The sequence below is a fragment of the Pseudomonas sp. PME37.24/025 genome, from assembly GCF_055556615.1.
Window position 1 is genome coordinate 1 of sequence record NZ_JBVHNK010000004.1, and the last position, 25,754, is coordinate 25,754.

General features: G+C 60.1%; 26 protein-coding genes, 1 other RNA gene and 1 pseudogene. 16 read left to right on the forward strand and 12 right to left on the reverse strand.

Features of this window, described 5'->3' with window-relative positions; all coding sequences use genetic code 11:
- Nucleotides 1-210: 210 nt before the first annotated feature.
- From ppx to ACZ3HH_RS08715, 5 genes are all read right to left on the reverse strand, one after another.
- Nucleotides 211-1,713, reverse strand: a complete 1,503-nt coding sequence (gene ppx / locus ACZ3HH_RS08695) for an exopolyphosphatase (protein ID WP_465804059.1) — start codon at nucleotides 1,711-1,713, stop codon at nucleotides 211-213.
- A 244-nt stretch (nucleotides 1,714-1,957) separates the two neighbouring features.
- Nucleotides 1,958-2,695, reverse strand: a complete 738-nt coding sequence (locus ACZ3HH_RS08700; RefSeq protein WP_008076079.1) for an amino acid ABC transporter ATP-binding protein — start codon at nucleotides 2,693-2,695, stop codon at nucleotides 1,958-1,960.
- On the reverse strand, nucleotides 2,682-3,332 hold the full coding sequence (locus ACZ3HH_RS08705; RefSeq protein ID WP_007899375.1) for an amino acid ABC transporter permease: 651 nt from the start codon (nucleotides 3,330-3,332) through the stop codon (nucleotides 2,682-2,684). Before ACZ3HH_RS08705 ends, ACZ3HH_RS08700 begins: the two co-directional genes overlap by 14 nt.
- Complete coding sequence (locus ACZ3HH_RS08710; protein ID WP_465804062.1) at nucleotides 3,329-4,000, reverse strand: amino acid ABC transporter permease; 672 nt, start codon at nucleotides 3,998-4,000, stop codon at nucleotides 3,329-3,331. The genes ACZ3HH_RS08705 and ACZ3HH_RS08710 overlap by 4 nt, the downstream gene beginning before the upstream one ends.
- A gap of 22 nt (nucleotides 4,001-4,022) precedes the next feature.
- Complete coding sequence (locus ACZ3HH_RS08715; protein WP_465804064.1) at nucleotides 4,023-4,808, reverse strand: transporter substrate-binding domain-containing protein; 786 nt, start codon at nucleotides 4,806-4,808, stop codon at nucleotides 4,023-4,025.
- Between the two features lie 257 nt (nucleotides 4,809-5,065).
- Here ACZ3HH_RS08715 and ACZ3HH_RS08720 point away from each other — a divergent pair, with 257 nt between their 5' ends.
- The 6 genes from ACZ3HH_RS08720 (at nucleotide 5,066) to ACZ3HH_RS08745 (ending at nucleotide 11,200) form a co-directional block, all read left to right on the forward strand.
- Nucleotides 5,066-5,773, forward strand: coding sequence for a FadR/GntR family transcriptional regulator (locus tag ACZ3HH_RS08720; RefSeq protein WP_465804065.1), 708 nt, complete (start codon nucleotides 5,066-5,068; stop codon nucleotides 5,771-5,773).
- Nucleotides 5,774-5,895: 122 nt separating this feature from the next.
- Nucleotides 5,896-6,225: a thioredoxin TrxA gene (gene trxA, locus ACZ3HH_RS08725; RefSeq protein WP_007899382.1), complete on the forward strand. Its 330-nt coding sequence runs from the start codon at nucleotides 5,896-5,898 to the stop codon at nucleotides 6,223-6,225.
- A gap of 247 nt (nucleotides 6,226-6,472) precedes the next feature.
- Nucleotides 6,473-7,732: a transcription termination factor Rho gene (gene rho, locus ACZ3HH_RS08730; RefSeq protein ID WP_007899384.1), complete on the forward strand. Its 1,260-nt coding sequence runs from the start codon at nucleotides 6,473-6,475 to the stop codon at nucleotides 7,730-7,732.
- 142 nt (nucleotides 7,733-7,874) lie between these two features.
- On the forward strand, nucleotides 7,875-9,341 hold the full coding sequence (gene ubiD / locus ACZ3HH_RS08735) for a 4-hydroxy-3-polyprenylbenzoate decarboxylase (protein WP_007899385.1): 1,467 nt from the start codon (nucleotides 7,875-7,877) through the stop codon (nucleotides 9,339-9,341).
- Nucleotides 9,341-10,309, forward strand: coding sequence for a CDP-6-deoxy-delta-3,4-glucoseen reductase (locus tag ACZ3HH_RS08740; RefSeq protein WP_465804067.1), 969 nt, complete (start codon nucleotides 9,341-9,343; stop codon nucleotides 10,307-10,309). Before ubiD ends, ACZ3HH_RS08740 begins: the two co-directional genes overlap by 1 nt.
- 222 nt (nucleotides 10,310-10,531) lie before the next feature.
- Nucleotides 10,532-11,200, forward strand: a complete 669-nt coding sequence (locus ACZ3HH_RS08745; RefSeq protein ID WP_038980835.1) for a gamma-glutamylcyclotransferase — start codon at nucleotides 10,532-10,534, stop codon at nucleotides 11,198-11,200.
- Here the strand turns inward: ACZ3HH_RS08745 and glpT are convergent.
- Entirely contained in the window at nucleotides 11,176-12,525 is a 1,350-nt protein-coding gene (gene glpT, locus ACZ3HH_RS08750; protein ID WP_192344987.1) for a glycerol-3-phosphate transporter, read from the reverse strand. The two genes, ACZ3HH_RS08745 and glpT, sit on opposite strands and share 25 nt — an antisense overlap.
- Nucleotides 12,526-12,744: 219 nt before the next feature.
- Complete coding sequence (locus ACZ3HH_RS08755) at nucleotides 12,745-13,722, reverse strand: NADPH:quinone oxidoreductase family protein (RefSeq protein WP_465804070.1); 978 nt, start codon at nucleotides 13,720-13,722, stop codon at nucleotides 12,745-12,747.
- A 150-nt stretch (nucleotides 13,723-13,872) separates the two neighbouring features.
- On the opposite strand from ACZ3HH_RS08755, the gene ACZ3HH_RS08760 reads away from it, so the two are divergent.
- Complete coding sequence (locus ACZ3HH_RS08760; RefSeq protein ID WP_465804071.1) at nucleotides 13,873-14,280, forward strand: flagellar basal body-associated protein FliL; 408 nt, start codon at nucleotides 13,873-13,875, stop codon at nucleotides 14,278-14,280.
- Nucleotides 14,281-14,421: 141 nt separating this feature from the next.
- On the opposite strand, the gene ACZ3HH_RS08765 is transcribed toward ACZ3HH_RS08760, so the two are convergent.
- A complete protein-coding gene (locus tag ACZ3HH_RS08765; RefSeq protein WP_465804073.1) occupies nucleotides 14,422-14,874 on the reverse strand; it encodes an EVE domain-containing protein in 453 nt (150 codons plus the stop codon).
- Nucleotides 14,875-15,074: 200 nt separating this feature from the next.
- Here ACZ3HH_RS08765 and ACZ3HH_RS08770 point away from each other — a divergent pair, with 200 nt between their 5' ends.
- On the forward strand, nucleotides 15,075-15,224 hold the full coding sequence (locus ACZ3HH_RS08770; protein WP_018927582.1) for a hypothetical protein: 150 nt from the start codon (nucleotides 15,075-15,077) through the stop codon (nucleotides 15,222-15,224).
- 34 nt (nucleotides 15,225-15,258) lie between these two features.
- Here the strand turns inward: ACZ3HH_RS08770 and ACZ3HH_RS08775 are convergent, their stop codons facing one another.
- The 4 genes from ACZ3HH_RS08775 to ACZ3HH_RS08790 all read right to left on the reverse strand — a co-directional run bounded on the left by ACZ3HH_RS08775 (nucleotide 15,259) and on the right by ACZ3HH_RS08790 (nucleotide 16,683).
- On the reverse strand, nucleotides 15,259-15,864 hold the full coding sequence (locus ACZ3HH_RS08775) for a 5-formyltetrahydrofolate cyclo-ligase (protein ID WP_465804076.1): 606 nt from the start codon (nucleotides 15,862-15,864) through the stop codon (nucleotides 15,259-15,261).
- Nucleotides 15,865-15,950: 86 nt separating this feature from the next.
- A non-coding RNA gene (ssrS, locus tag ACZ3HH_RS08780) (6S RNA) lies at nucleotides 15,951-16,129 on the reverse strand.
- A 30-nt stretch (nucleotides 16,130-16,159) separates the two neighbouring features.
- Nucleotides 16,160-16,477 (reverse strand): cell division protein ZapA, encoded by a 318-nt coding sequence (locus ACZ3HH_RS08785; protein WP_007899404.1) that lies wholly within the window; start codon nucleotides 16,475-16,477, stop codon nucleotides 16,160-16,162.
- Entirely contained in the window at nucleotides 16,474-16,683 is a 210-nt protein-coding gene (locus ACZ3HH_RS08790) for a TIGR02449 family protein (RefSeq protein WP_007899405.1), read from the reverse strand. The genes ACZ3HH_RS08785 and ACZ3HH_RS08790 overlap by 4 nt, the downstream gene beginning before the upstream one ends.
- A 216-nt stretch (nucleotides 16,684-16,899) precedes the next feature.
- On the opposite strand from ACZ3HH_RS08790, the gene ACZ3HH_RS08795 reads away from it, so the two are divergent.
- The 8 genes and pseudogenes from ACZ3HH_RS08795 to gcvT all read left to right on the forward strand — a co-directional run bounded on the left by ACZ3HH_RS08795 (nucleotide 16,900) and on the right by gcvT (nucleotide 25,751).
- Entirely contained in the window at nucleotides 16,900-17,454 is a 555-nt protein-coding gene (locus ACZ3HH_RS08795; RefSeq protein ID WP_008012538.1) for a YecA/YgfB family protein, read from the forward strand.
- 27 nt (nucleotides 17,455-17,481) lie between these two features.
- Nucleotides 17,482-18,816, forward strand: coding sequence for a Xaa-Pro aminopeptidase (pepP, locus tag ACZ3HH_RS08800; protein ID WP_465804079.1), 1,335 nt, complete (start codon nucleotides 17,482-17,484; stop codon nucleotides 18,814-18,816).
- On the forward strand, nucleotides 18,813-20,000 hold the full coding sequence (gene ubiH, locus ACZ3HH_RS08805; protein ID WP_465804081.1) for a 2-octaprenyl-6-methoxyphenyl hydroxylase: 1,188 nt from the start codon (nucleotides 18,813-18,815) through the stop codon (nucleotides 19,998-20,000). Before pepP ends, ubiH begins: the two co-directional genes overlap by 4 nt.
- 22 nt (nucleotides 20,001-20,022) lie before the next feature.
- A pseudogene (locus tag ACZ3HH_RS08810) lies at nucleotides 20,023-20,118 on the forward strand (tetrameric acyl-CoA thioesterase); the annotation flags it as partial.
- Nucleotides 20,119-20,127: 9 nt separating this feature from the next.
- Nucleotides 20,128-21,345 carry a 2-octaprenyl-3-methyl-6-methoxy-1,4-benzoquinol hydroxylase gene (locus ACZ3HH_RS08815; RefSeq protein ID WP_465804330.1) on the forward strand — a complete coding sequence of 406 codons (1,218 nt, stop codon included), beginning with the start codon at nucleotides 20,128-20,130 and terminating at the stop codon, nucleotides 21,343-21,345.
- Between the two features lie 247 nt (nucleotides 21,346-21,592).
- A complete protein-coding gene (locus ACZ3HH_RS08820) occupies nucleotides 21,593-22,597 on the forward strand; it encodes an extracellular solute-binding protein (RefSeq protein WP_465804083.1) in 1,005 nt (334 codons plus the stop codon).
- A gap of 177 nt (nucleotides 22,598-22,774) precedes the next feature.
- Nucleotides 22,775-24,391, forward strand: coding sequence for an ABC transporter permease (locus tag ACZ3HH_RS08825; RefSeq protein WP_465804085.1), 1,617 nt, complete (start codon nucleotides 22,775-22,777; stop codon nucleotides 24,389-24,391).
- A gap of 277 nt (nucleotides 24,392-24,668) precedes the next feature.
- Entirely contained in the window at nucleotides 24,669-25,751 is a 1,083-nt protein-coding gene (gene gcvT / locus ACZ3HH_RS08830) for a glycine cleavage system aminomethyltransferase GcvT (RefSeq protein ID WP_465804087.1), read from the forward strand.
- Nucleotides 25,752-25,754: the final 3 nt, after the last annotated feature.

Here is a 25,754-nt window from a genome sequence, read left to right on the forward strand (position 1 = left end):
GAAATACAAAACGCCCGATGCGGTGCATCGGGCGTTTTGAGACTGAAACAGGTGTAAACCTATTTCAGGACTAGACACCCGCCCGAGCGGTGAATGACTTGTGGCGAGGGAGCTTGCTCCCGTTGGACTGCACAGCAGTCCCCTTTTTTTAAAATAGAGAATGGGGCCGCTTCGCAGCCCGGCTGGGAGCAAGCTCCCTCGCCACAGGGTTTAGCGGACGTTGAGTACGAAGCTGACGCGGGTCAGCCACTCTGCTTCCAGGGCGAAGTCGGCCTGGGTTAACTGGTTGTCGTCCAGCCAGTGTTCCGGGAACAACACATCCAGGCTATCGCCATTGGCGTGCAGCACCACTTGTGGCATTTCCTGGGTGCCGCGGATGTGATGGAACAGAATCGCAAAGCGCAGCAGCACGCACAGGCGAATCAGCTTGATGCCGTCGTCCCCGAAGTCGGCGAACTTGTCCTTGGGAATGTTGCGTCGGTGGCCACGCACCAGCAGCGCGAGCATTTGCTGGTCTTCACGGGAAAATCCGGCGAGGTCCGAGTGCTCGATCAGGTAGGCGCCGTGCTTATGGTACTGATAGTGGGCGATGTCCAGGCCCACCTCATGGACCTTGGCTGCCCAGCCCAGCAATTCGCGCCAGACGCCGTCGTTCAGGTCCCAGTCTTCAGCCACTTGATCGAAGGCATGCAGCGCCTTGCGTTCGACACGCGCCGCTTGTTCGAGGTCGACGTGGTAACGCTCCATCAGCGAGCTGAGCGTACGCTCACGGACGTCTTCGTGATGATGACGACCCAGCAGGTCATAGAGCACGCCTTCGCGCAGGGCGCCTTCACAGTGATCCATGCGTTGCAGTTCGAGGGAGTCGAAGATTGCTTCGAGAATCGCCAAACCGGCGGGGAAGATCGCCCGGCGGTCGGGCTTGATGCCTTCGAAGTCGATTTTCTCGGCATCGCCGAGTTTGAACAGCTTGCGCTTGAGCCAGGCCAGGCCTTCGGCATTCACTTCGCCAGTGCCATGCCCGCCGGCCTTCAGCGCCAGGCCAATGGCGCGAATGGTGCCCGAGGAGCCGATGGCTTCATCCCAGGTCAGGCGGTGCAGGGCGTGTTCGATGCTCATGATCTCCAGCCGCGCCGCGGTGTACGCCTGGGCGTAGCGGGCCGGGGTGATCTTGCCATCCTTGAAATAGCGCTGGGTGAAGCTGACACAGCCCATTTGCAGGCTTTCGCGCAGCAGCGGTTCGAAGCGCTGGCCGATGATGAATTCAGTACTGCCGCCGCCGATATCGGCCACCAGGCGCTTGCCCGGGGTGTCGGCGAGGGTGTGGGAGACGCCGAGGTAAATCAGGCGCGCTTCTTCTCGGCCGGAGATGACTTCTACCGGATGGCCGAGAATTTCTTCGGCACGGTGGATGAATTCGCCACGGTTACGGGCTTCGCGCAGGGCGTTGGTGCCGACGATCCGCACGGTGCCGGGCGGCATGCCGCTGATCAGTTGGGCGAAACGCTTCAGGCAATCGAGCCCGCGCTGCATGGATTCTTCGCTGAGTTGGCGTTCTTCGTCGATGCCGGCGGCCAGCTGAACCTTCTCCCCGAGACGTTCGAGAATCCGGATTTCGCCGTTCTGGGCCTTGGCCACGACCATGTGAAAGCTGTTGGAGCCCAGGTCGATTGCGGCGATCAGGGACAGATTCTTGGCTTGGGATAGCGGCATGGTCAGGGGGTCTCGGTCGATAACCTCGACATCCTGCCACGATCAAACGCTGCCGCCAACGCGTAGGAGCTGTCGAAGGCTGCGATCTTTTACCACGGGGGGCATTCGTGGCGTTGCAGATGGCCTCTTCGCGGGCAAGCCCGCTCCCACAGGTTTTTGCGTCGAACACATGATCGCGTTCCAACAGAGAACCCTGTGGGAGCGGGCTTGCCCGCGAAGGCGGCTTCAAAGGCACAAATATCCTTCAGCCTGCTGCTTCCACCGTCCCGATGAAATTCGCCAGCTCCGCCGTCTGCGGGTTGGCAAACAACACCTTCGGATCCCCCACCTCATGCACCTTGCCATGGTGCATGAACACCAATTTATCCCCAACCTCGCGGGCAAAGCGCATTTCATGGGTGACCATGATCAGCGTCATGCCCTCCTTGGCCAGTTGTCGGACCACGCTCAGCACTTCGTTGACCAGTTCCGGGTCGAGTGCCGAGGTGATCTCATCGCATAGCAGCACTTTCGGTGACATGGCCAACGCCCGGGCAATCGCCACCCGCTGTTGCTGGCCGCCAGACAGCCGATCCGGGAAGGCATCAAACTTCTCCCCCAACCCGACCCGTTCCAGCATCTGTCGCGCCAGTTCGGCGGCTTTGGCTTTCGGCACCTTCTGCACCACTTGCGGCGCGAGCATGACGTTTTCGCCCACGGTCAGGTGCGGGAACAAATTGAACTGCTGGAACACCATCCCGACTTTCTGCCGCAGGCTGCGCAGGTCGGCGCGGGCGGCGTCGAGGTATTCGCCGTCGACTTCGATCACGCCGTCATTGATCGATTCCAGACCATTAAGGGTGCGCAACAAGGTGGATTTGCCCGAGCCGCTGCGGCCGATGATCGCCACCACCTGACCTTCGTCGACACTCAGGTCGATGCCTTTGAGCACATGGTGGTCGCCGTAATATTTATGCAGGGCGGAAATTCTAAGCAGAGGCATGCAGTCTCCTTTCCAGGTAGCGCGCACTGAGGGACAAGGGGTAGCAGAGCAGGAAGTAACCGAGGGCCACCAGGCCGTAGACCATGAAAGGCTCGAAGGTCGCGTTGGCGAGCATGCCGCCGGTCTTGGTCAGTTCGGTGAAGCCGATGATCGAGGTGACGGCGGTGCCTTTGACCACTTGCACCGAGAAGCCCACGGTCGGCGCCACGGCGATGCGCAGGGCTTGCGGCAGGATCACGTAACGCAGTTGCTCCAGCGGATTGAGCGCCAGGCTCGACGAGGCCTCCCACTGGCCGTTGGGGATCGAGTCGACGCAACCGCGCCAGATCTCCGCCAGGTAAGCGCTGGTGAACAGCGTCAAGGCAATCGCCGCCGCCATCCATGGTGAAATTTCTACCCCGGCCAACGCCACACCGAAGAACACCAGAAACAGCTGCATCAATAGCGGCGTGCCCTGGAAAAGTTCGATGTAGGTGCGGGCGAAGTGGCTGGGCAGGGATTTTTTTGAAATCCGCATCACCATGATCAGCAAGCCGATCAGCCCGCCGCCGATAAACGCCACCAGCGACAAGGCCAGGGTCCATTGCAGACCCGTGAGCAGGTTGCGCAGGATGTCCCAGAAGGTGAAATCGCTCATTGGCTGCTGCTCCTTGCTATGTAGCGCCGGCCGATCCAGTTCAGCAATTGGCGGATCAGCAGCGCCATGCACAGGTAGATCAGTGTGGTCAGGGCATAGGTTTCAAAGGCGCGAAAGTTGCGCGATTGAATGAAGTTGGCGGCGAAGCTCAGTTCTTCGGTGGCGATCTGCGAACAGACCGCCGAGCCGAGCATCACGATGATGATCTGGCTGCTCAGGGCCGGCCAGACCTTGCCCAGCGCCGGCAACAGAACCACGTGGCGGAAGGCTTCGAAGCGCGTCATCGCCAAGGCGGCTGCGGCTTCCAGCTGCCCGCGGGGGATCGCTTGAATGCCGGCACGGATGATCTCGGTCGAATAGGCGCCGAGGTTGATCACCATCGCCAGCACCGCCGCCTGCCATTCGGAAATCTGCAGGCCCAACGACGGCAAACCGAAGAAGATGAAAAACAACTGCACCAAAAATGGCGTGTTGCGGATCAACTCGACGTAAACCCCGAAAATGCCGGCGAACGGGCGAATGTTCCACGCCCGCACCAGCGCTCCGACGATGCCCAGGCTGACCCCCAGCACCGCGCCAATGGCCGTCAGCTCAAGGGTGAACAGCGCACCGCGCAGCAGCAGGTCGGTGTTTTCCACCACCGGCAAGAAATCGAACTGATAAGCCATAAATCATCTCCCGCGCGAACGATCAGAGATCGGCCGGCAGCGGCTCTTTCAGCCAGGTTTGCGAATTCTTTTCCAGCGCACCGTCAGCCTTGGCCGTGGCGAGGATGTCGTTGACCTTGCCCAGCAGCGCGGGCTCGTTCTTGTTAACGCCGACGTAAACCGGTGAATCCTTGAGCTTCACTTTCAGGGCCGGCACGCGTTTCGGGTTTTTCTCACTGATTGCCACCATCACCACGTTACCGCTGGCGATAAGGTCGACTTGGCCGGCGAGGTAAGCGGCGATGGTCGAGTTGTTGTCTTCGAAGCGTTTGATGGTCGCGCCTTCGGGGGCGACTTTGGTCAACTCTATGTCTTCGATGGCGCCACGGGTGACGCTGATGGTTTTGCCCTTGAGATCGTCCAGGCCCTTGATGGCGGCGTCTGGCGGGCCGAACACGGCGAGGTAGAAGGGTGCGTAAGCACGGGAGAAGTCGATGACTTTTTCGCGCTCGGGGTTCTTGCCGAGGCTGGAAATCACCAGGTCGACCTTGCCGGTGGTCAGAAACGGGATACGGTTGGTGCTGTTGACCGGGGTCAGTTCAAGTTTGACCTTGAGTTGGTCGGCCAGCAGTTTGGCGGTGTCGATGTCCAGGCCCCGAGGTTTCATGTCCGGGCCGACCGAACCGAACGGCGGGAAGTCCTGGGGCACGGCGACTTTGAGGGTGCCGCGCTTGACCACATCCTCCAGACCGTCGGCGTGGGCGGGTGCCTGGCTCAGCATCAGGCTGGCAAACAGGGCGGCGAGGAGGACGCTGTAACGCATGGTCATGGCAAATCTCCGGATCGGCGGGAAGTGATTTCTGCGGATCGACAGAGCACGGGCCATGCCAAGATCAGGTTTTGGGGGGCGCAGGCCACGGTTTTGCTGGTGTCGTTCGGTCTTACTGGTCTGAACAGTTGGATAGCATTTCGCACCCTGATGGCGCACCCGTGAAAATTCCCGAACCCCCATGGGGCACGACTTGCCGGACGTCGCGAATAGCTTTACAACTAGCCGCTCATTGGCCTGGCTCGTCTGAAAAAACCATGAACTCGATCTCCCGCGCCGTGCCTGAAGTGGCGCTGCAAGCCATCCGCAAACTGATCATCGAGCAAGGCTTCGGGGCGGGGGATGCCTTGCCCTCGCAACGGGACCTGGCGGTGCAATTGGGGGTCAGTCGGGCGTCATTGCGTGAGGCGTTATCGTCCCTGAGTGCGCTGGGCGTAGTCAGTATCCAGCCGGGCAAGGGTGTGTTCGTGCAGTCACCGGTCGATCTGCCCCGGGGCGATGCGGCGCCGGGCTGGCCATTCGCGGCCCAGGCATCGCCGCTGGACATCTTCCAGTTGCGCTACGCGCTGGAAGGGTTTGCCGCCGGGCTGGCGGCTGTGACCCTGAGCACCGATGAGCTCGATGCCCTGGAAGACAATGTCGCCGCCATGCGCAACGAACTGCGTGCCGCCGACTTCGATGCAGCGGCGCGACTGGATTTCGAGTTTCACCGGCGCATTCTTCTCGCCAGCGGCAATCAGGCGATGCTGAGCATCCTGACGGCCAGCGCCGACATCTTCCTGGAGAGCCAGAAGCTACCGTTCATCCGGGCCGAACGGGCCATGGAAACCTGGCAGGAACACCGTAAAATCCTCCGCGCGCTGGCTCGTCGGGCCTCAGGTGCTGCGCAGAAGGCCATGCAGGAGCATGTGCGCAACGCCGCCCTGCGCACCGGAATCGCTTTCGTCGCTCCCGCCACCTCATGACTTGAGCTATACCCAAACTCATGGGCCACCATAGCGAGACTCAATCATCTGCGGCTTCCTGAACACGGGAAGGGCGGCTATGATGGGCCACGTTTTTTATTGCTTACAACCCGGAGACATCCATGAGCAGCGATCTTATCAAGCACGTCACCGACGCGAACTTCGAAGAAGAAGTACTGAAGGCTGCTGGCCCTGTGCTTGTTGACTACTGGGCTGAGTGGTGCGGTCCTTGCAAAATGATCGCCCCGGTTCTGGACGAAATCGCTGGCACCTACGCTGGCAAGCTGACCGTTGCCAAGCTGAACATCGACGAAAACCAGGAAACCCCGGCCAAGCACGGCGTACGTGGTATCCCGACGCTGATGCTGTTCAAGAACGGCAACGTCGAGGCCACCAAGGTTGGTGCGCTGTCGAAGTCGCAACTGGCTGCTTTCCTCGACGCCAACATCTAAGCGTTGTTATAAAGCGTCATGAAAAGGCCCCGCATAATGCGGGGCCTTTTCGTTATTGAGGGCTAGACGCTCCGAAACTCAGGTGGTACATTCGGCCCCGCACTGGTTTCTCCACTGCCCCCTGCTAGCCGTCGCCGACGCACTCCTTTTCGAATAAGTACGCGATCCTGTCGCCTTCTCTGCGGCGCGGCCTCATTAAGCCAAAAGCTTAATTTCCCCCCTCCATAAATGATTACGTCATTCCTATATGAATCTGACTGAACTCAAGCAAAAGCCGATTACCGAACTGCTCGAATTGGCCGAACAGATGGGCATAGAAAATATGGCCCGTTCGCGCAAGCAGGACGTGATTTTCTCCCTGCTCAAAAAGCACGCTAAAAGCGGCGAGGAAATCTCCGGTGATGGCGTGCTGGAGATTCTCCAGGACGGCTTCGGCTTCCTGCGCTCCGCTGACGCTTCCTATCTCGCCGGCCCAGACGATATCTACGTCTCGCCGAGCCAGATCCGCCGCTTCAACTTGCGCACCGGTGACACCATCGTTGGCAAGATCCGCCCTCCAAAGGAAGGCGAGCGTTATTTCGCGCTGCTCAAGGTCGACACGATCAACTACGATCGTCCCGAGAACGCGAAAAACAAGATTCTCTTCGAGAACCTGACCCCGCTGTTCCCGACCGTGCGCATGAAGATGGAAGCCGGCAACGGTTCCACCGAAGACTTGACCGGTCGCGTCATCGACCTGTGCGCCCCGATCGGCAAAGGCCAGCGCGGCCTGATCGTTGCACCGCCGAAAGCCGGTAAAACGATCATGCTGCAGAACATCGCGGCGAACATCGCACGTAACAACCCTGAAGTTCATCTGATCGTATTGCTGATCGACGAACGTCCGGAAGAAGTGACCGAAATGCAGCGCACCGTGCGCGGCGAAGTGGTTGCCTCGACGTTCGACGAGCCGCCAACCCGCCACGTGCAGGTTGCCGAAATGGTGATCGAGAAGGCCAAGCGCCTGGTCGAACACAAAAAGGACGTGGTGATCCTGCTCGACTCCATCACCCGTCTGGCGCGTGCCTACAACACCGTGATCCCGAGCTCCGGCAAGGTGCTGACCGGTGGTGTCGATGCCCACGCCCTGGAGAAACCGAAACGTTTCTTCGGTGCTGCACGGAACATCGAAGAAGGCGGCTCGCTGACCATCATCGCTACCGCGCTGGTTGAAACCGGCTCGAAGATGGACGAAGTGATCTACGAAGAATTCAAAGGCACCGGCAACATGGAACTGCCTCTGGATCGCAAGATCGCCGAAAAGCGTGTGTTCCCGGCCATCAACATCAACCGTTCCGGTACTCGCCGCGAAGAGTTGCTGACGGCCGACGACGAACTGCAGCGTATGTGGATTCTGCGCAAACTGCTGCACCCGATGGACGAAGTCTCTGCCATCGAGTTCCTGGTCGACAAGCTGAAACAGACCAAGACCAACGACGAGTTCTTCCTGTCGATGAAGCGCAAGTAAATCGCAGAAAGTCAGCAAAAGCCGGGGAAACCCGGCTTTTTGCTATCTGATTTTTGATGAACCGGCAGTTCGTGGTTCTGAATAGAGGGGTTCGGCGCTAAACTGCCTGCCCCGAACGCCACGGCCAACACGAGGCTCACGCATGCAGTATCGCGACTTGCGCGACTTTATCAGCGGCCTGGAAAAGCGCGGCGAACTCAAGCGCATCCAGGTTCCAGTGTCCCCAGTGCTCGAAATGACCGAGGTCTGCGATCGCACATTGCGCGCCAAGGGCCCGGCGCTGCTTTTCGAAAACCCTACCGGTTATGACATTCCAGTACTCGGCAACCTGTTCGGCACCCCCGAGCGCGTGGCGCTGGGTATGGGTGCGGAAGCGGTCAGCGAGTTGCGCGAAATCGGCAAGCTGTTGGCGTTCCTCAAGGAACCCGAGCCGCCGAAGGGCCTGAAGGACGCCTGGTCCAAGCTGCCGATCTTCCGCAAGATCATTGCCATGGCGCCGAAAGTCGTCAAAGACGCGGTGTGCCAGGAAGTGGTCATCGAAGGCGACGACGTCGACCTCGCGATGCTGCCGGTGCAGACCTGTTGGCCGGGTGACGTCGGTCCGCTGATTACTTGGGGCCTGACCGTCACCAAAGGTCCGAACAAGGATCGCCAGAATCTCGGCATCTACCGTCAGCAGGTGATCGGCCGCAACAAGGTGATCATGCGCTGGTTGAGCCACCGTGGCGGCGCGCTGGATTACCGTGAGTGGTGCGAGAAACACCCTGGCCAGCCGTTCCCGGTCTCTGTGGCCTTGGGCGCTGACCCGGCAACCATCCTTGGCGCCGTGACGCCAGTGCCGGACAGCCTCTCCGAATACGCTTTCGCCGGTCTGTTGCGCGGCAATCGCACCGAACTGGTGAAGTGCCGCGGCAACGACCTGCAAGTGCCGGCCACCGCCGAGATCATCCTCGAAGGCGTGATCCATCCGGGCGAAATGGCCGACGAAGGCCCGTATGGCGACCACACCGGCTACTACAACGAAGTCGACAGCTTCCCGGTGTTTACCGTCGAACGCATTACCCATCGGATCAAGCCGATCTACCACAGCACCTACACCGGCCGTCCACCGGATGAGCCGGCGATTCTCGGCGTGGCGCTGAACGAAGTGTTCGTGCCGATCCTGCAAAAGCAGTTTCCGGAGATCACCGACTTCTACCTGCCGCCCGAAGGCTGTTCGTATCGCATGGCCATCGTGACCATGAAGAAGTCGTATCCTGGGCATGCCAAGCGGGTAATGCTCGGTGTCTGGTCGTTTTTGCGACAGTTCATGTACACCAAGTTCGTTATCGTCACTGACGACGATATCAACGCACGGGACTGGAACGACGTGATCTGGGCCATCACCACGCGCATGGACCCCAAGCGAGACACGGTGATGATCGACAACACGCCGATCGACTACCTGGACTTCGCCTCGCCGGTCTCCGGCCTGGGTTCGAAGATGGGGCTCGATGCCACGCATAAATGGCCGGGCGAAACCACTCGCGAGTGGGGCCGGGTCATCGTCAAGGATGAAGCCGTTACCCAACGGATCGATGCCATCTGGAATCAGTTAGGAATAGATTGATGCGTGTAACTTTGCAGCCCTCCGGAGCAGTGCTGGATATTCTGCCCGGCGAGCGGATTCTCGACGGCGCGCGGCGCCTGGGCTATGAATGCCCGCAAAGCTGTCGTAACGGCAATTGCCATGTGTGCGGCGCGTTGCTGGTGGAAGGGCGGGTCGAACAGGCCGGCGATGTGCGCGACCATGGCGAGTTCTACACTTGCATTGCAGAGCCGCTGGAAGACTGCATCGTGCTGTGGGATGGCGTGCTCGCGCTGGGAGAGTTGCCGGTGCGCAGCGTGTCGTGTCAGGTCATTGAATGCAGGGACGTCGGCGGCGATACCTGGCGCGTGCGTCTGCGTGCGCCTGCGGGCAAGCCGCCGCGTTATCACGCCGGTCAGTACCTGATGATCGAGCGTGAGAACGGCGAGAAATCCGCCTTCTCCCTGGCCTCTGCGCCACATTCCGGCCGCGATCTGGAAATCCATGTGCTGGCGCGCGAAAGCAGTGCGCTGAGCCTGATCGAACAGCTTCAGCGCAACTCGATGGTGCGCATCGAGATGCCATTCGGTGACACCCATCTGGCGGAACTGCCGGACGGTCCATTGGTACTGATTGCTGCCGGAACCGGCATGGGCCAGATTCACAGCCTGATCGAGCATTGCCGGGCCACGGGTTTCAAGTATCCGGTGCATCTGTATTGGGGGGTGCGTCGTCCCGAAGACTTCTATGACATCGAGCATTGGGATGAATGGGAAAAACTGCCCAATCTATTCCTGCATAAAGTCGTCAGCGATCAATGTGGCTGGGGCGGGCGCTGCGGCATGTTGCATCAGGCGGTGTGCGAAGATTTCCCTGATCTGAAAGCCCTGCATGTCTACGCCAGCGGCTCTCCGGCCATGGTCTATGGCACGCTGGATGCGCTGGTCGAAGCAGGGATGGATGCCCATCAAATGCGCGCGGATGTTTTCGCTTACGCGCCGCGATCTTGATCCGCGATCTTGATCCCCGATCTAAATCGTTATAACTCCCCATATAGCCGATCGGTATTTATAGATTTATATAAATGCCGGTAGGTTATATCTCATTCAGGCAATAAGTTTTATAGCGCCGCCATGGCACTTAAATTGCCTTAAAACATATGTGCCTTATTGTTACAGCGGTGCGTTCTATTAAGTAATTCTTTACCCGCGGGGAGCTGAACGCTATTCGCCATGAGCGCCATTGAATCTGCTTTTTTGAATCTGGCTTACCCTCCGCGGCTCGATCTGGGGCCGCAGCTTACGCACGAACAATTACTCGGCTCAATGCAGGCGACCATGGCACGCCACAAGGGTGGGCCGGTCTGGTTGTTCGCTTATGGTTCGCTGATCTGGCGTCCTGAATGTGCGGCGGTTGAGCGTGTACGCGGGCGTGTGCATGGCTACCATCGCGGTTTGTACCTGTGGTCCCACGAACATCGCGGTACGCCGGAAGTGCCAGGGCTGGTGTTTGGCCTGGATCGTGGCGGCTCATGCAGCGGGTTTGCCTATCGCTTGCCCGAAGAACAACTCGAAGCTTCGCTTTATGCGCTCTGGCAGCGTGAAATGCCATTTCCGTCTTATCGCCCACACTGGCTCAACTGCCGTCTCGAAGACGGAAGTCAGGTTCAGGCATTGGGATTTGTATTGGAACGGCACCTGCCCAGCTATGCCGGCAACTTGCCGGATCATGTGCTGAGCCAGGTGTTCGAAAGCGCTTGCGGGCGTTACGGCACCACTCGCGAGTATGTCGAGCAGACCGCCCACGCCCTGCGTAGCCACGCCATGCCAGACCGGAATCTGGAGGCGCGGCTCAAGCGCTGCAAATCAAAGGCCGATCAGGCGATCGCTTCGCGGCTCTGACTGGCGACGTTCTTGTGGCCCAGGGTGGGTGCCAGGAACGCCATCGCCAACAGGCAGGCGACGACCAGCAGGATGAAGCCGCCGTCCCAGCCGAAATAGTCCACCGTGTAGCCCATCAGGGCACTGGCCGCGACTGAACCACCCAGGTAACCAAACAAGCCGGTAAAGCCCGCGGCCGTTCCTGCTGCCTTCTTCGGGACCAGCTCCAGCGCCTGCAGTCCGACCAGCATCACCGGGCCATAGATCAGGAAGCCGATCGCGAACAGCGAGATCATGTCGACCATCGGGTTACCCGGCGGATTCAGCCAATACACCACAGTCGCCACAGTCACCAGCGCCATGAACACCATGCCGGTCAGACCACGGTTGCCCCGGAAGATCTTGTCCGACATCCAGCCGCACAGCAGCGTGCCGGGAATGCCTGCCCACTCGTACAGGAAGTAAGCCCAGGACGTCTTGTCGAAGTCGAAGTGCTTGACCTCTTTAAGGTAGGTCGGCGCCCAATCCAGGATGCCGTAGCGCAACAAGTAGACGAAGACGTTGGCTAACGCGATGAACCAGAGCATTTTGTTGCGCAGCACGTATTTGACGAAGATGTCCTTGGCGCTGAATTCTTCTTCGTGACTGGCGTCGTAGCCTTCCGGGTAATCGTTCTTGTACTTCTCAATGGGCGGCAAGCCCGTCGATTGGGGGGTATCGCGCATGACAATGAAGGCAAATACAGCGACCAGCAACGCCACCGCTGCCGGTACGTAGAACTTGCTGTGCCAGTCGTTGAACCAACCCATGCCGAGTATCGCCAGCGGGCCGATCAAGCCGCCGCCAACGTTATGTGCGGTGTTCCATACCGAAACCACACCGCCGCGTTCTTTCTGCGACCACCAGTGCACCATGGTTCGCCCGCTCGGTGGCCAACCCATGCCTTGCGCCCAGCCGTTGATGAACAACAGGATGAACATCATGGTCACGCTGGACGTCGCCCACGGTGCGAAACCGAAAACGAACATCACCCCGGCGGACACAATCAGGCCAAAGGGCAGGAAGTAACGAGGGTTGGAGCGGTCGGACACGATGCCCATCAAAAACTTGGAAAGACCGTAGGCGATTGCAATCGCCGACATCGCCACCCCGAGTTGGCCTTTTGTATAGCCTTGGGCGATCAGATCCGGAAATGCCAGGGTGAAGTTTTTGCGCAGCAGGTAGTAACCCGCATACCCAATGAAAATCCCGGCGAAGATCTGCCAGCGAAGGCGTCGGTAGGTGCTGTCTATTTTTTCTTCAGGCAATGGAGCCTGATGTGCGGCAGGACGAAAGAAAGCAAACATTCAAGAGCTCCAGATTTCTTGTTTTGACTGCGGATGCGAATGTTACAGTTTCGTTACCGAAAATAGCACCGGTTCGCATCGGCCAAATAGCGGAAATGTTGGAGATCGCATGTTCTTTTATGAACATGTCGCTCAGGTATAAATGAAGGGCGGTATGGGGATGGCGGCACCGGGTCGCAGGGCTGGGACCCGGTCAGGTAAAACAGTTCAGGTAAACGGTCAGCGAACCTGAACCACCACTTTCCCGACCGCCTTGCGCTGGCCAAGATCATTGATGGCCTGCGCCGCGTTGCTCAGCGGATACACCTGTGACACCAGTGGTTTCAACTTGCCCTCGGCAAACCAGCCAAACAACTGCTGGAAGTTGGCCGCGTTGTCCTGTGGTTGGCGTTGGGCGAAGGAACCCCAGAACACGCCGACCACCGCGGCACCTTTGAGTAGCGCCAAATTCACTGGCAGCTCAGGGATTCGTCCGCTGGCGAAGCCGACTACCAAAAGACGGCCGTTCCAGGCGATGGCACGGATGGCCTGGTCAAACAGATCGCCGCCCACCGGATCGTAGATCACGTCGGCGCCCTGGCCGTCGGTCAGGCGTTTGATTTCGTCCTTGAGGCTGTTTTCGCTGTAGTTGATCAACTCATCGGCGCCGGCGGCCTTGGCCACGGCGAGTTTTTCCGCACTGCTGGCGGCGGCGATCACCCGGGCGCCCATGGCTTTGCCGATTTCCACCGCGGCGAGGCCGACGCCACCGGAAGCGCCGAGCACCAGCAAGGTTTCGCCGGGTTGCAGGTTGCCACGTTGCTTGAGAGCGTGCATCGAAGTGCCGTAGGTCATGCTGAATGCGGCGGCGGTGTTGAAGTCCATCGATGACGGGATCGGCAGCACGTTGTAGCCCGGCACCGCGACCTGCTCGGCAAAGCTGCCCCAGCCAGTCAGGGCCATGACCCGGTCGCCAATCTTGAGGTGGCTAACCTTTTCGCCCACCGCGCTGACCACGCCAGCCGCTTCGCCACCTGGCGAAAACGGGAAGGGCGGCTTGAACTGATATTTGCCCTCGATGATCAACGTGTCCGGGAAATTCACCCCAGCCGCATGCACATCCAGCAGGATTTCATTCTTCTTCGCGACAGGACTGGCGACGTCTTCCAGCACCAGCGATTCGGCAGGGCCGAAGGCTTTGCACAGCACGGCTTTCATCAGGGCTATTCCTTTGGGAGTGATGGCCGATAAGTGTAGGGGTGTGAGTCATTGGGTCAACGAGCATGCCCGACCCTGATAGTCAGCCATAAGCTTGTGCTTGAGCGGCGGGTCGTTATGCTTGGCCGCAAACCGGATAAGGAGCGAATTGTGAAAGCGTGGATCATGTTGTTGCTGGCCCTGTCTCTGCCTGTGGCAGCGATGGCCGAAGAAGCCAAAGAAGGTGAGGCCCCGAAGGTCAACTACATCACCCTGAGCCCGCCATTCGTGGGCAACTATGGGCTAGACGGCACGCCGAAGCTCAAGGTCTACAAGGCCGATGTGGCGTTGCGGGTGACCGGTGAAGAGGCGACCAAAGCGGTAAAGGCCAATGAGCCATTGATCCGCAATCAGCTGGTGGCGTTGTTTGCGCAGCAGACCACCGAGACGATGAGCAATGTTGAAGCCAAGGAAAAGCTGCGTCAGGAAGCTTTGAAGCAGACCCAGCAAGTGATGAACGACGAGACCGGCAAGCCGGTGGTTGAGGATTTGTTGTTCAACAACCTGATCATTCAATAAGTCTTTTGCTGTCCGGGCGGGCCTCATCGCGGGCAAGCCCGCTCCCACAGGGATCTGGGGTGGATGCAAAAGCTGCATTCACTGGAGATCATTGTGGGAGCGGGCTTGCCCGCGATGACATTCGAAGTAGCGCTGGAGACTTTACGGTTTGAGCGCAATCACCGCCGCCCACTGCTCGGCTGTCACTGGCATCACCGACAGCCGCGAGCCTTTCTGCACCAGTGGCATCTCGGCCAGCGTCGTTTGCTGCTTCAGATACTCCAGCTTCAGCACCTTGGAAAACGTTTCGGTATGCGCAACATCGATCGCGCTCCAGGCGTTTTTCTCCTGGGTGGCCTTCGGGTCGAAGTAATGACTCTCCGGCTCCAGCGCCGTCGGGTCCGGGTACGCGGCTTCGACAATCTTGCCGATCCCGGCAATCCCTGGCTCAGGGCAGCTGGAATGGTAGAAAAAGAACTCGTCACCCACCGCCATGGCCCGCAGGAAGTTACGCGCCTGGTAGTTGCGAACCCCGTCCCAGCGCGCCCGGCCAAGCTTCCCCAGGTCTTTGATCGAGAGTTCGTCGGGCTCGGATTTCATCAGCCAATAAGCCATGGGTTTGCTCCTTGCGAGGTGAGTGGGCAAGCGGTCGGGCAATTTTATGACAAACCGACAGTCGGTTGACGCCAGCGTTTGCGTGTCGGTTCACGTTGTCGCAAAATGCCGGCCTTCTAAGCTTGACGCTGCTGCACGGCCTACACCTACAACGGAAACCGCTGCTGTCATCGTGTTGATGTGCCTTTGGGGGGCAATCGATGAAACGCAAACCGGATTTACTATGGATTTTGGTAATTTTATTCGGCCTTGGTGTCGTGACCACCGGCTATGCCCAAAGCCTGTGGAACAACAAACCCGATGCTCCTGTCGAGATCGCACAGCAACAGCCGTCGGCCTTCAAACGCTGAACCTGTCTTTGGGCGCCGCTGATTTCAGTGGCGTCTAGTCCGCGAAATACCACGCCTTGTCCGTGACCGTTCCCTGCAGCGGCACATCCCAGCTCGCCTGAGCCAATCGTTGAACCTTCTGACATTCATGGGCCAGGCCCAGCAGCGTCGGCTTGCGCCAGTTTTTGCGGCGCGCCAGGTACGCCAGGCTGCGGTCGTAGAAACCACCGCCCATTCCCAAGCGTCCGCCGACATCGTCAAACCCCACCAGCGGCAACAACACCAGATCCAGCGCCCAGACCTTGCGTTGTCGGGCGATGGTGTGCCGAGGTTCGGGGATGCGAAAACGGTTGGGTTTAAGCTTTTCGCCGGGACGAATCCGCTGGAACACCATTTTGGTTCGCGGCCAGGCACTGAGCACCGGCAGATATGTCGCCTTGCCCCGACGTTGCGCGGCATGCATCAGCAGACGCGGATCGATTTCACCGTCCATGGGCAGGTACAGGGAGATGTGTTTTGCGCGGCGGAACAGCGGGTGCTGGGCCAATTGCTTATACAGCCCGCGAGCGGCCTCGCGCTGCTGACTGGGTGTCAGTGCGCGGCGGGCCTTGCGCAGCATGCGTCGAAGTTGCGGGCGGGGCAGCAGCGCAGGTTCGGTCATGAATTCGGGCTTCGGCAGTGCGGGTACATAAAGCGTACCCGTAAAAAAGCCGATGCCGGTATTTAAACCGGCATCGGACTGGAATCAGGCTCCCCGGATGTACCGCTGTCGACTTAGCCCTTGAACCCGAAAGTTCAAGGTGGAAGATGCAGTAGGCTTTAAGGCTTTCCGTCTAGCGGACATGCACACCAGCCCAACGTGCAACCTCCAGGGTATAGCAAATCGGCTCAGGGACATCGCCAACTGGCAAGCACCCCAGGGAGTGATGCGAGTATACCCCAAGCGGTTGCGCGAATCAGCCCTTGGTGACATCCGGATCGGTCGACAACACCAGATCGACGCGGTCCAGCAGATCGCGAACCTGCTCACGAGTCGAACCGCTGGCCTGCACATCCGGGCGTTCTTCCTTGTGCAGGAGATCGTGGGTGATGTTCAGCGCGGCCATCACGGCGATGCGGTCGGCGCCGATGACTTTGCCGCTGCTGCGGATTTCGCGCATCTTGCCGTCCAGGTAACGGGCAGCGCTCACCAGGTTGCTGCGCTCTTCCTGGGGGCAGATGATCGAATATTCTTTGTCGAGGATCTGCACGGTAACGCTATTGCTTGAACTCATGAGTCTTGCTCCAGGGCCTTGAGGCGCGAAATCATCGATTCGACCTTACGCCGGGCGATTTCATTTTTTTCAATGAGGTGCGCGCGTTCCTCGCGCCAGCTCTTTTCCTGAGCTAATAGGAGTCCATTCTGACTCTTTAGTTGCTCGACTCGAGTAATTAGCAGTTCGAGTCTGGCCATCAGCGCTTGCAGGTCGGTGTCTTCCATTGTGTCCACTGGTTGTGTCTGATGGGTGGCAGGCTCTGTACAAAACTGCCTACGCGTGGATCATGCCGCGTTAAAAACCGGCTCGCCTGATCAGCGCTCGGCGAGTTTTTGTACAGGCTTGGCTGGCGGACAGCCTTTAATAGTCTTGGCGAGTCTGTCGATGTAGGATACAAGGCCTTCATTCTAGACATAGCGCCGTCTGGCGCCTAGCTGCCCATGCCCATTCAGAATTCTCCGTACCAAGCCTTTGCCACCCTGCTGAGTACCAGCGGCCACCCCGTCTCGCCTGCCGAACTGCATGGCCTGTTGCTCGGCCGCAGTTGCGCCGGTGCCGGCTTCGAAGCCGACAGCTGGTTGGCCGACGCCGCCGAGCTGCTCGAAGGCGAGCCACAAGACAACGTTCGCAACGCCTTGATCGGCCTGCAAGAGATGGTCAAGGGCGAGCTCACCAGCGACGACATGACCGTGGTTCTGCTGCTGCCGACCGACGACGCGCCGCTCACCGAGCGCGCGGCTGCACTGGGCCAGTGGTGCCAGGGCTTCCTTACCGGCTTCGGTCTGACCCGCCGCGAATATGCCTTGAGCACTGAAGCCACCGAAGTGCTGCAGGATCTCGCCGCCATTGCCCAGGTGCAAGACGCGCTGGAAGAGTCCGACGACGGCGAAAGCGACTACATGGAAGTGATGGAGTACCTGCGCGTCGCTCCGTTGCTGCTGTTCACCGAAACCAAGAAAACCGACGAAGCGGCCGCCAAACCGTCGTTGCATTAATCGCGTGCCAGGGAAAGCCATCTGCCCATGATTCATATCCCGAAATCGGAATACAGCCGTCGCCGCAAGGCGCTGATGGCGCAGATGGAACCCAACAGCATCGCCATCCTGCCCGCCGCCGCGGTGGCCATCCGCAACCGCGATGTCGAGCACGTCTACCGTCAGGACAGCGACTTCCAGTACCTCAGCGGTTTCCCCGAGCCTCAAGCCGTCATCGTCTTGATGCCCGGCCGTGAGCACGGCGAATACGTGTTGTTTTGCCGGGAACGTAATGCCGAACGGGAATTGTGGGACGGCCTGCGCGCCGGCCAGGAAGGCGCGATCCGCGACTTCGGCGCCGACGACGCTTTCCCGATCACCGACATCGACGACATCCTGCCGGGCCTGATCGAAGGCCGCGACCGGGTGTACTCGGCCATGGGCAGCAACCCCGAATTCGACCGGCACCTGATGGACTGGATCAACGTGATTCGCTCTAAAGCGCACCTCGGCGCCCAGCCGCCGAACGAATTCGTTGCCCTGGATCATCTGCTTCATGACATGCGCCTGTATAAATCGGCGGCAGAAGTGAAGGTGATGCGCGAAGCCGCACGGATTTCCGCCCAGGCCCATATTCGTGCGATGCAAGCCAGCCGTGCCGGTTTGCATGAGTTCAGCCTCGAAGCCGAGCTCGATTACGAGTTCCGCAAGGGCGGGGCGAAGATGCCGGCTTATGGGTCGATCGTCGCGGCGGGGCGCAACAGCTGCATCCTGCACTACCAGCAGAATGACGCGGTGCTCAAGGACGGCGATCTGGTGCTGATCGACGCCGGTTGCGAGATCGACTGCTACGCCAGCGACATCACCCGCACTTGGCCGGTCAACGGCAAGTATTCACCGGAGCAGAAGGCGATTTACGAGTTGGTGCTGGCTTCCCAGGAAGCAGCGTTTGCCGAGATCGCGCCGAACAAACACTGGAATCAGGCGCACGAAGCCACGGTTCGGGTGATTACCGCCGGTCTGGTGAAGTTGGGCCTGTTGCAGGGTGACGTCGACGAGTTGATCGCCAGCGAAGCCTATAAAGCGTTTTACATGCACCGCGCCGGCCACTGGCTGGGGATGGATGTGCACGATGTCGGCGAATACAAGGTCGGCGGCGAATGGCGCGTGCTGGAAGTTGGCATGGCGCTGACGGTCGAGCCGGGCATTTACATTGCTCCGGACAACCAGAACGTGGCGAAGAAATGGCGCGGCATTGGCGTGCGCATCGAGGACGACGTGGTGGTCACCAAAACCGGTTGTGAAATCCTGACCAAAGGCGTACCGAAAACGGTCGCCGAGATCGAGGCCTTGATGGCCGCCGCACGGACACAAGCGGCATGAGTCGAGTCAATCTGGCAATCATCGGTGGTGGCCTGGTCGGTGCCAGTCTGGCGTTGGCGTTGCAGGCCGGGGCCAAGGCCCGTGGCTGGAAGATCGTGCTGATCGAACCGTTTGCCCCCGGCGACACCTATCAACCGAGTTATGACGCCCGTTCTTCTGCGCTGTCCTTCGGCGCCCGGCAGATTTATCAGCGGTTGGGCGTGTGGCAGGAAATCTCTCGCCGCGCCGAGCCGATCAAGCAGATTCATGTCTCCGACCGTGGGCGTTTCTCCACCGCGCGGCTGTCGGCGATGGAAGAGGGCGTTCCGGCGCTGGGTTATGTGGTTGAAAACGCCTGGCTTGGCCAGTGCCTCTGGCAAGGTCTGGACAAGGATGTGATCAGTTGGCGTTGCCCGGCGGAAGTCACCCGCATGGAACCGCTGACCGACGGCTATCGCCTGACGCTCAACGATGAAACCATTCTGGAATGCGACCTTGCGGTGCTCGCCGATGGCGGCCGTTCCGGCTTGCGTGAGCAATTGGGGATCGGCATCAAGAAACGCCCGTACAACCAGAGCGCGCTGATCGCCAACATCACCCCCAGCGAAGCGCACAACGGCATGGCCTTCGAGCGTTTCACCGACGATGGTCCGATGGCCTTGCTGCCGTTGCCGGACAATCGTTGCGCCTTGGTCTGGACCCGTCTGGGCATGGACGCGCAACGGCTGGCAGCCCTTGATGACCGCAGCTTTCTCGGCGAGTTGCAGGGCATCTTCGGTTATCGCCTCGGCACGCTGAAACAGGTGGGCGCACGGCATCTGTATCCGTTGTCGCTGGTTGAGGCCGAGGAACAAGTCCGCCCGCATCTGGCGATTCTCGGCAACGCTGCTCATAGCCTGCATCCGATCGCCGGGCAGGGTTTCAACCTGTCGTTGCGTGACGCCCAAGCGCTGGCCGACAGTTTATTGGGCAGCGAGACATCGCCCGGCGATTTCGCCACCTTGCAGGCCTACCGCGAGCGTCAGCGCATGGATCAGAACCTGACCGTGGGTTTCTCCGATCAGGTCACCCGGTTATTCGGCAGCACGCAGCCGCTGGTTTCCCTGGGCCGCAACATCGGTCTGCTCGGCCTCGATCTGCTGCCGCCGGCCAAGCGCTGGTTCGCCCGGCAGGCCATGGGGTTGGGTACGCGTCCCGATGATTAAGCGAAAACCGGGCAGGGTGCACCTGCAAGTCGATATTCATGACGGCGCGAGCACTTGGGTGACGCGGGTCGAGAAAAACCTTTATGTGCGGCTCAAGCCGCAAGCGAGACAGGCTTAAAGCATGGAAATGCGCGCAGATCTGCTGATTGTCGGGGCCGGAATGGTCGGCAGTGCCCTGGCGCTGGCGTTACAAAACAGTGGGCTCGAAGTCCTGCTGCTGGACGGTAGTCCCCTGAGCGTCAAACCCTTCGATGGGCAGGCACCGTTCGAACCACGGGTTAGCGCCTTGTCGGCGGCCAGCCAGCGAATACTCGAACGCCTCGGCGTCTGGGATGGCATCGCCAGCCGGCGCAGTAGTCCGTACACCGACATGCACGTCTGGGACGGCAGCGGCACCGGGCAGATCCATTTCTCGGCGACCAGCGTACATGCCGAAGTACTCGGGCATATCGTCGAGAACCGCGTGGTTCAGGACGCTCTGCTCGATCGACTGCACGACTGCGATCTCGGGATGCTGGCCAATGCGCGTCTGGAGCAGATGCGCCGCTCCGGTGACGACTGGCTGCTGACCCTGGCCGATGGCCGCACCTTGCGGGCACCTTTGGTGATCGCGGCGGATGGCGCCAACTCGGCTGTTCGACGCCTGACCGGTGTTGCAACCCGTGAGTGGGATTACATGCACCACGCGATCGTCACCAGCGTGCGCAGCGCAAAACCTCATCAAATGACCGCGTGGCAGCGCTTCACCGACAATGGCCCGCTGGCGTTTCTGCCGCTGGAGCGGGACGGTCAACAGGATTGGTGCTCGATCGTCTGGTCGACCACGCCCAGCGAAGCCGAACGCCTGATGGCGCTGGACGACGAAGGCTTCTGCAAGGAGCTGGAACGGGCCTTCGAGGGTTGCCTCGGCACAGTGCTCAGCGTCGACCCGCGTTTGTGCGTGCCGCTGCGTCAGCGTCATGCCAAGCGTTACGTGGCTGAAGGCCTGGCGCTGATCGGCGACGCGGCCCACACCATCCATCCGCTGGCCGGGCAGGGCGTGAACCTCGGTTTCCTCGATGCCGCGGTGCTGGCCGAAGTGCTGCTGCAAGCGGCCGAGCGTGGCGAGCGGTTGGCGGACGTGAAAGTGCTCAGTCGCTACGAGCGTCGGCGCATGCCCCACAACCTGGCGTTGATGGCGGCGATGGAAGGGTTCGAGCGACTGTTCCAGGCCGATCCGTTGCCAGTGCGCTGGTTGCGTAATACCGGGTTGAAGATGGTCGATCAGATGCCCGAGGCCAAGGCGTTGTTCGTGCGTGAAGCGCTTGGGTTGATTGGGGATCTTCCGGCGTTGGCCAAGGCTTGAAATTTTCGCTGAGGTAACTGGCCCCATCGCGGGCAAGCCCGCTCCCACAGGATCTTCAGCGCTCACACATACTGCATTAACACCTGAATACCTGTGGGAGCGGGCTTGCCCGCGATGGCGGCAGATCAGACACCTCATATCCCTAACTGTGCAACATCCGGTAACTCCTCCACTCACTGTTCGATTGAGAAGCGAAATGTGAGTCCTTATCATTTGGCATCACTTCCCCACTCGAGAGACCGCTTCCATGTTGGCACCCAAGCGTCTACTGACCGCACTGGCCCTGACCCTGATTGGCAGCACCGCCGCCCAGGCCGCCGACGAGGTGGTGGTTTACTCCTCGCGTATCGATGAGCTGATCAAGCCAGTCTTCGATGCCTACACCCAGAAAACCGGCGTGCAGGTGAAGTTCATCACCGACAAGGAAGCGCCGCTGATGCAGCGGATCAAGGCAGAGGGCGAAAATGCCACCGCCGATCTGCTGCTGACAGTCGATGCCGGCAACCTCTGGCAGGCCGAGCAGATGGGCATCCTCCAGCCGTTCACTTCCAAGGTGATCGACGCCAACATCCCGCTGCAATACCGCGCCTCCTCCCATGCCTGGACCGGCTTGAGCCTGCGGGCGCGGACCATCGCCTACTCCACCGACCGGGTGAAACCCGGTGAGCTGAGCACCTACGAGGCGCTGGCCGACAAGCAGTGGGAAGGCCGCCTGTGCCTGCGCACGGCGAAGAAGGTCTACAACCAGTCCCTGACCGCCACCATGATCGAAGTCCATGGCGCCGAAAAAACCGAGAAGATCCTCAAGGGCTGGGTCAATAACCTGTCCACCGACGTGTTCTCCGACGACATTGCCGTGCTGGAGGCGATCAACGCCGGCCAGTGCGACGTCGGCATCGTCAATACTTACTACTACGGCCGTCTGCACAAACAGAAGCCAGACCTGCCGGTGAAGCTGTTCTGGCCGAATCAGGGTGACCGTGGCGTGCATGTCAACCTGTCGGGCATTGGCCTGACCAAACACGCGCCGCACCCGGAAGCCGCCAAGGCGCTGGTGGAGTGGATGACCACGCCTGAAGCGCAGAAGATTTTCGCTGACGTGAACCAGGAATTCCCGGCCAATCCTGCCGTTCAGCCTTCAGCTGAAGTCGCGAGCTGGGGCAAATTTGTGGCCGACACCTTGCCGGTGGAAATCGCTGGCAAGCGTCAGGCTGAAGCGATCCGGATGATGGATCGGGCTGGCTGGAACTGAGTCTGTCGATATACTGCGCCACAGAATAAAGTCGGCGGCGTCCCTGCCGGCCTGATCATTCCCACGCTCTGCGTGGGAATGCATCCACCGACGCTCCGCGTCGAGGCGTGACGCAGAGCGTCACAAGATGTGTGCCCACGCAGAGCGTGGGCACAATCATTTAAACGAGAGCTTTCCTTGGCCCACCCCGCCCAACGCCGCTGGTATCCCCTGGTCTTCGCCATTGCTGCGCTGGTCCTGCTGCCCCTGAGCGTCCTGCTTCTTTCGTGGCAAACCATCGATCAGCAAATCTGGTCCCACCTGTGGGACACCCAGATGCCGCGGCTGTTGGGTAATACCCTGACTTTGGTACTCGGCGTCGGTTTTGGCGTAACGCTGCTGGGCGTCAGCCTGGCCTGGCTCACCAGCCTCTGCGAATTCCCCGGGCGGCGTTGGCTGGACTGGGCGCTGATGCTGCCCTTTGCGATTCCTGCTTACGTGCTGGCATTCGTCTTCGTCGGCCTGCTGGATTTTGCCGGGCCCGTGCAAACCTTGCTGCGCGAATGGTTCGGCAGCGGTTTGAGGCTGCCGCGAGTGCGTTCCACCGGCGGTGTGATTCTGGTGCTGGTACTGGTTTTCTATCCGTACGTTTACCTGTTGGCGCGTACCGCATTCCTGGCTCAGGGCAAAGGCTTGATGGAAGCAGCACGAGTCCTTGGGCAATCTCCATGGCAGGCGTTCTGGCGCGTGGCGTTGCCCATGGCACGTCCGGCCATCGGCGCGGGAGTGGCGTTGGCGCTGATGGAAACCCTGGCGGATTTTGGTGCGGTGTCGGTGTTCAACTTCGATACGTTCACCACCGCTATCTACAAAACCTGGTACGGCTTTTTCAGTCTTTCCACCGCCGCGCAACTGGCCAGCCTGTTGCTGTTGGTGGTGATGGTCGTGTTGTATGGCGAGCGCCGTGCCCGCGGGGCCAACCGGGCGAGCAACGAACGGCCACGGGTCAAGGCGTTGTATCACTTGCGCGGGGTCAAGGCGCTGGCGGCCATGAGCTGGTGCGGCCTGGTCTTCGCCTGCGCCTTCGTCATTCCCGTGCTGCAACTGGTGGTGTGGTTCTGGCAACGCGGGCGCTTCGATCTGGATGAGCGCTATACCGGATTGATCATCCACACTCTGTATCTGGGCGGCATGGCGGCATTGATCACCGTCGGTGTTGCTCTGGTGCTGGCCTTTGCCCGCCGATTGGCGCCGACCCGAGCGATCCGCTCTGGCATCAGTCTGGCCAACCTTGGCTACGCTTTGCCGGGCTCGGTGCTGGCGGTGTCGATCATGCTGGCGTTCAGTTACCTGGATCGCGAACTGGTGATCCCGTTGTCGGGCTGGCTGGGCGGCGCCGGTAAACCGTTACTGCTGGGCAGTCTGTCGGCGTTGTTGCTGGCCTATCTGGTGCGATTCATCGCTGTGGCTTATGGACCGCTGGAAAGCAGCCTGGCGCGAATACGGCCCTCTTTGCCCGAAGCAGCACGTAGCCTTGGCGTCAGTGGGCCACGACTGTTTTTCAACGTGTATCTACCGCTGCTACTGCCGGGCACGTTGAGCGCGGCGTTGCTGGTATTCGTCGACGTGCTCAAGGAAATGCCCGCGACCCTGCTGATGCGCCCGTTTGGCTGGGACACGCTGGCAGTGCGGATCTTTGAAATGACCAGCGAGGGCGAGTGGGCGAGGGCCTCGCTGCCGGCACTGACCCTGGTGTTGGTCGGGCTGTTACCGGTCATCGGATTGATCCGACGTTCGGCGCATCGAAACGGGTAGGCGCCCAGTCTCGCGAATCCGTCCCGAGTTTGACGAGTGACTGTTATTGCCAGGAACGGCAACGCAGCATGGCAATAACAGGCGCCGTCAAAACGGGACAGTGATTCGTGAGACAGGGCGCTGTGCCAGTCCTGCACCTTGCGGCTACAATGCGCGGCATTCGGTGCGGTCCGTCTTTCAGACCGGGTCGCTGAAACGGCTGAAAGCCTTTTATTTCAAGGCATTCACCCCGTGCAGCGCCTGTCCGCACCTTCGCCACGCCCGGAAGGAGAAACCCATGGGACAGCGTACGCCTCTGTATGACCTTCATCTCGCCCTCGGCGCGAAGATGGTCGATTTTGGCGGTTGGGATATGCCTCTGCATTACGGCTCGCAGGTCGAGGAACACCATCAGGTGCGCCGCGATTGCGGGGTTTTCGATGTATCCCACATGACCGTGATCGATGTTGACGGCCCCCAGGCCAAGGCCTGGCTTCAGTATTTACTGGCCAATGACGTCGAACGTCTGCACAGCCCCGGCCGTGCCTTGTACAGCGCCATGCTCAACGAGCACGGTGGCATCGTCGACGACATGATCGTCTACCGTCTCGAGGACGGTTATCGTCTGGTGGTCAACGCCTCCACCCGCAATCAGGACCTGGCCTGGATGCAGGCTCATCTCGGCGACTTTGATGTGCAGCTCAACGAGCGTTCCGAGTTGGCGATGCTGGCTATTCAAGGGCCTCACGCCCGGCACAAGATTGCCGAACTGGTGACTCAGTCCCGTGGGGCGCTGATTCAGCAGCTCAAATATTTCGAAGGTCAGACCGACGGTGACTGGTTCATCGCGCGCACCGGTTACACCGGTGAGGATGGTCTGGAAATCGTGCTGCCGGCCGATCAGGCACCGGGTTTCTTCAACGATCTGGTGGGCGCGGGTATTTCCCCGATCGGCCTCGGCGCGCGCGATACCTTGCGTGTCGAAGCTGGCATGAACCTCTACGGTCAGGACATTCATCAAGACGTTTCGCCATTGGTTTCCAACATGGCCTGGAGCATTGCCTGGGAACCGGCCACGCGCCAGTTCATCGGCCGCAGCGCCCTGGAAGCCGAACAGGCCGATGGCGTACAGCACAAACTGGTGGGGCTGGTCCTGGAAGAACGTGGAGTTTTACGGGCGCATCAGGTGGTTCGCATCGCTGATGTTGGCGAAGGGGAGATCACCAGTGGTAGTTTCTCTCCTACGCTTAGCAAGTCGATTGCACTGGCGCGCGTACCGGCGGCCACCGCCGACCGCGCTGAAGTGGAAATCCGTGGCAAGTGGTACCCGGTTCGAGTGGTCAAACCGACCTTCGTACGCCATGGCAAAACCTTGATCTAACTC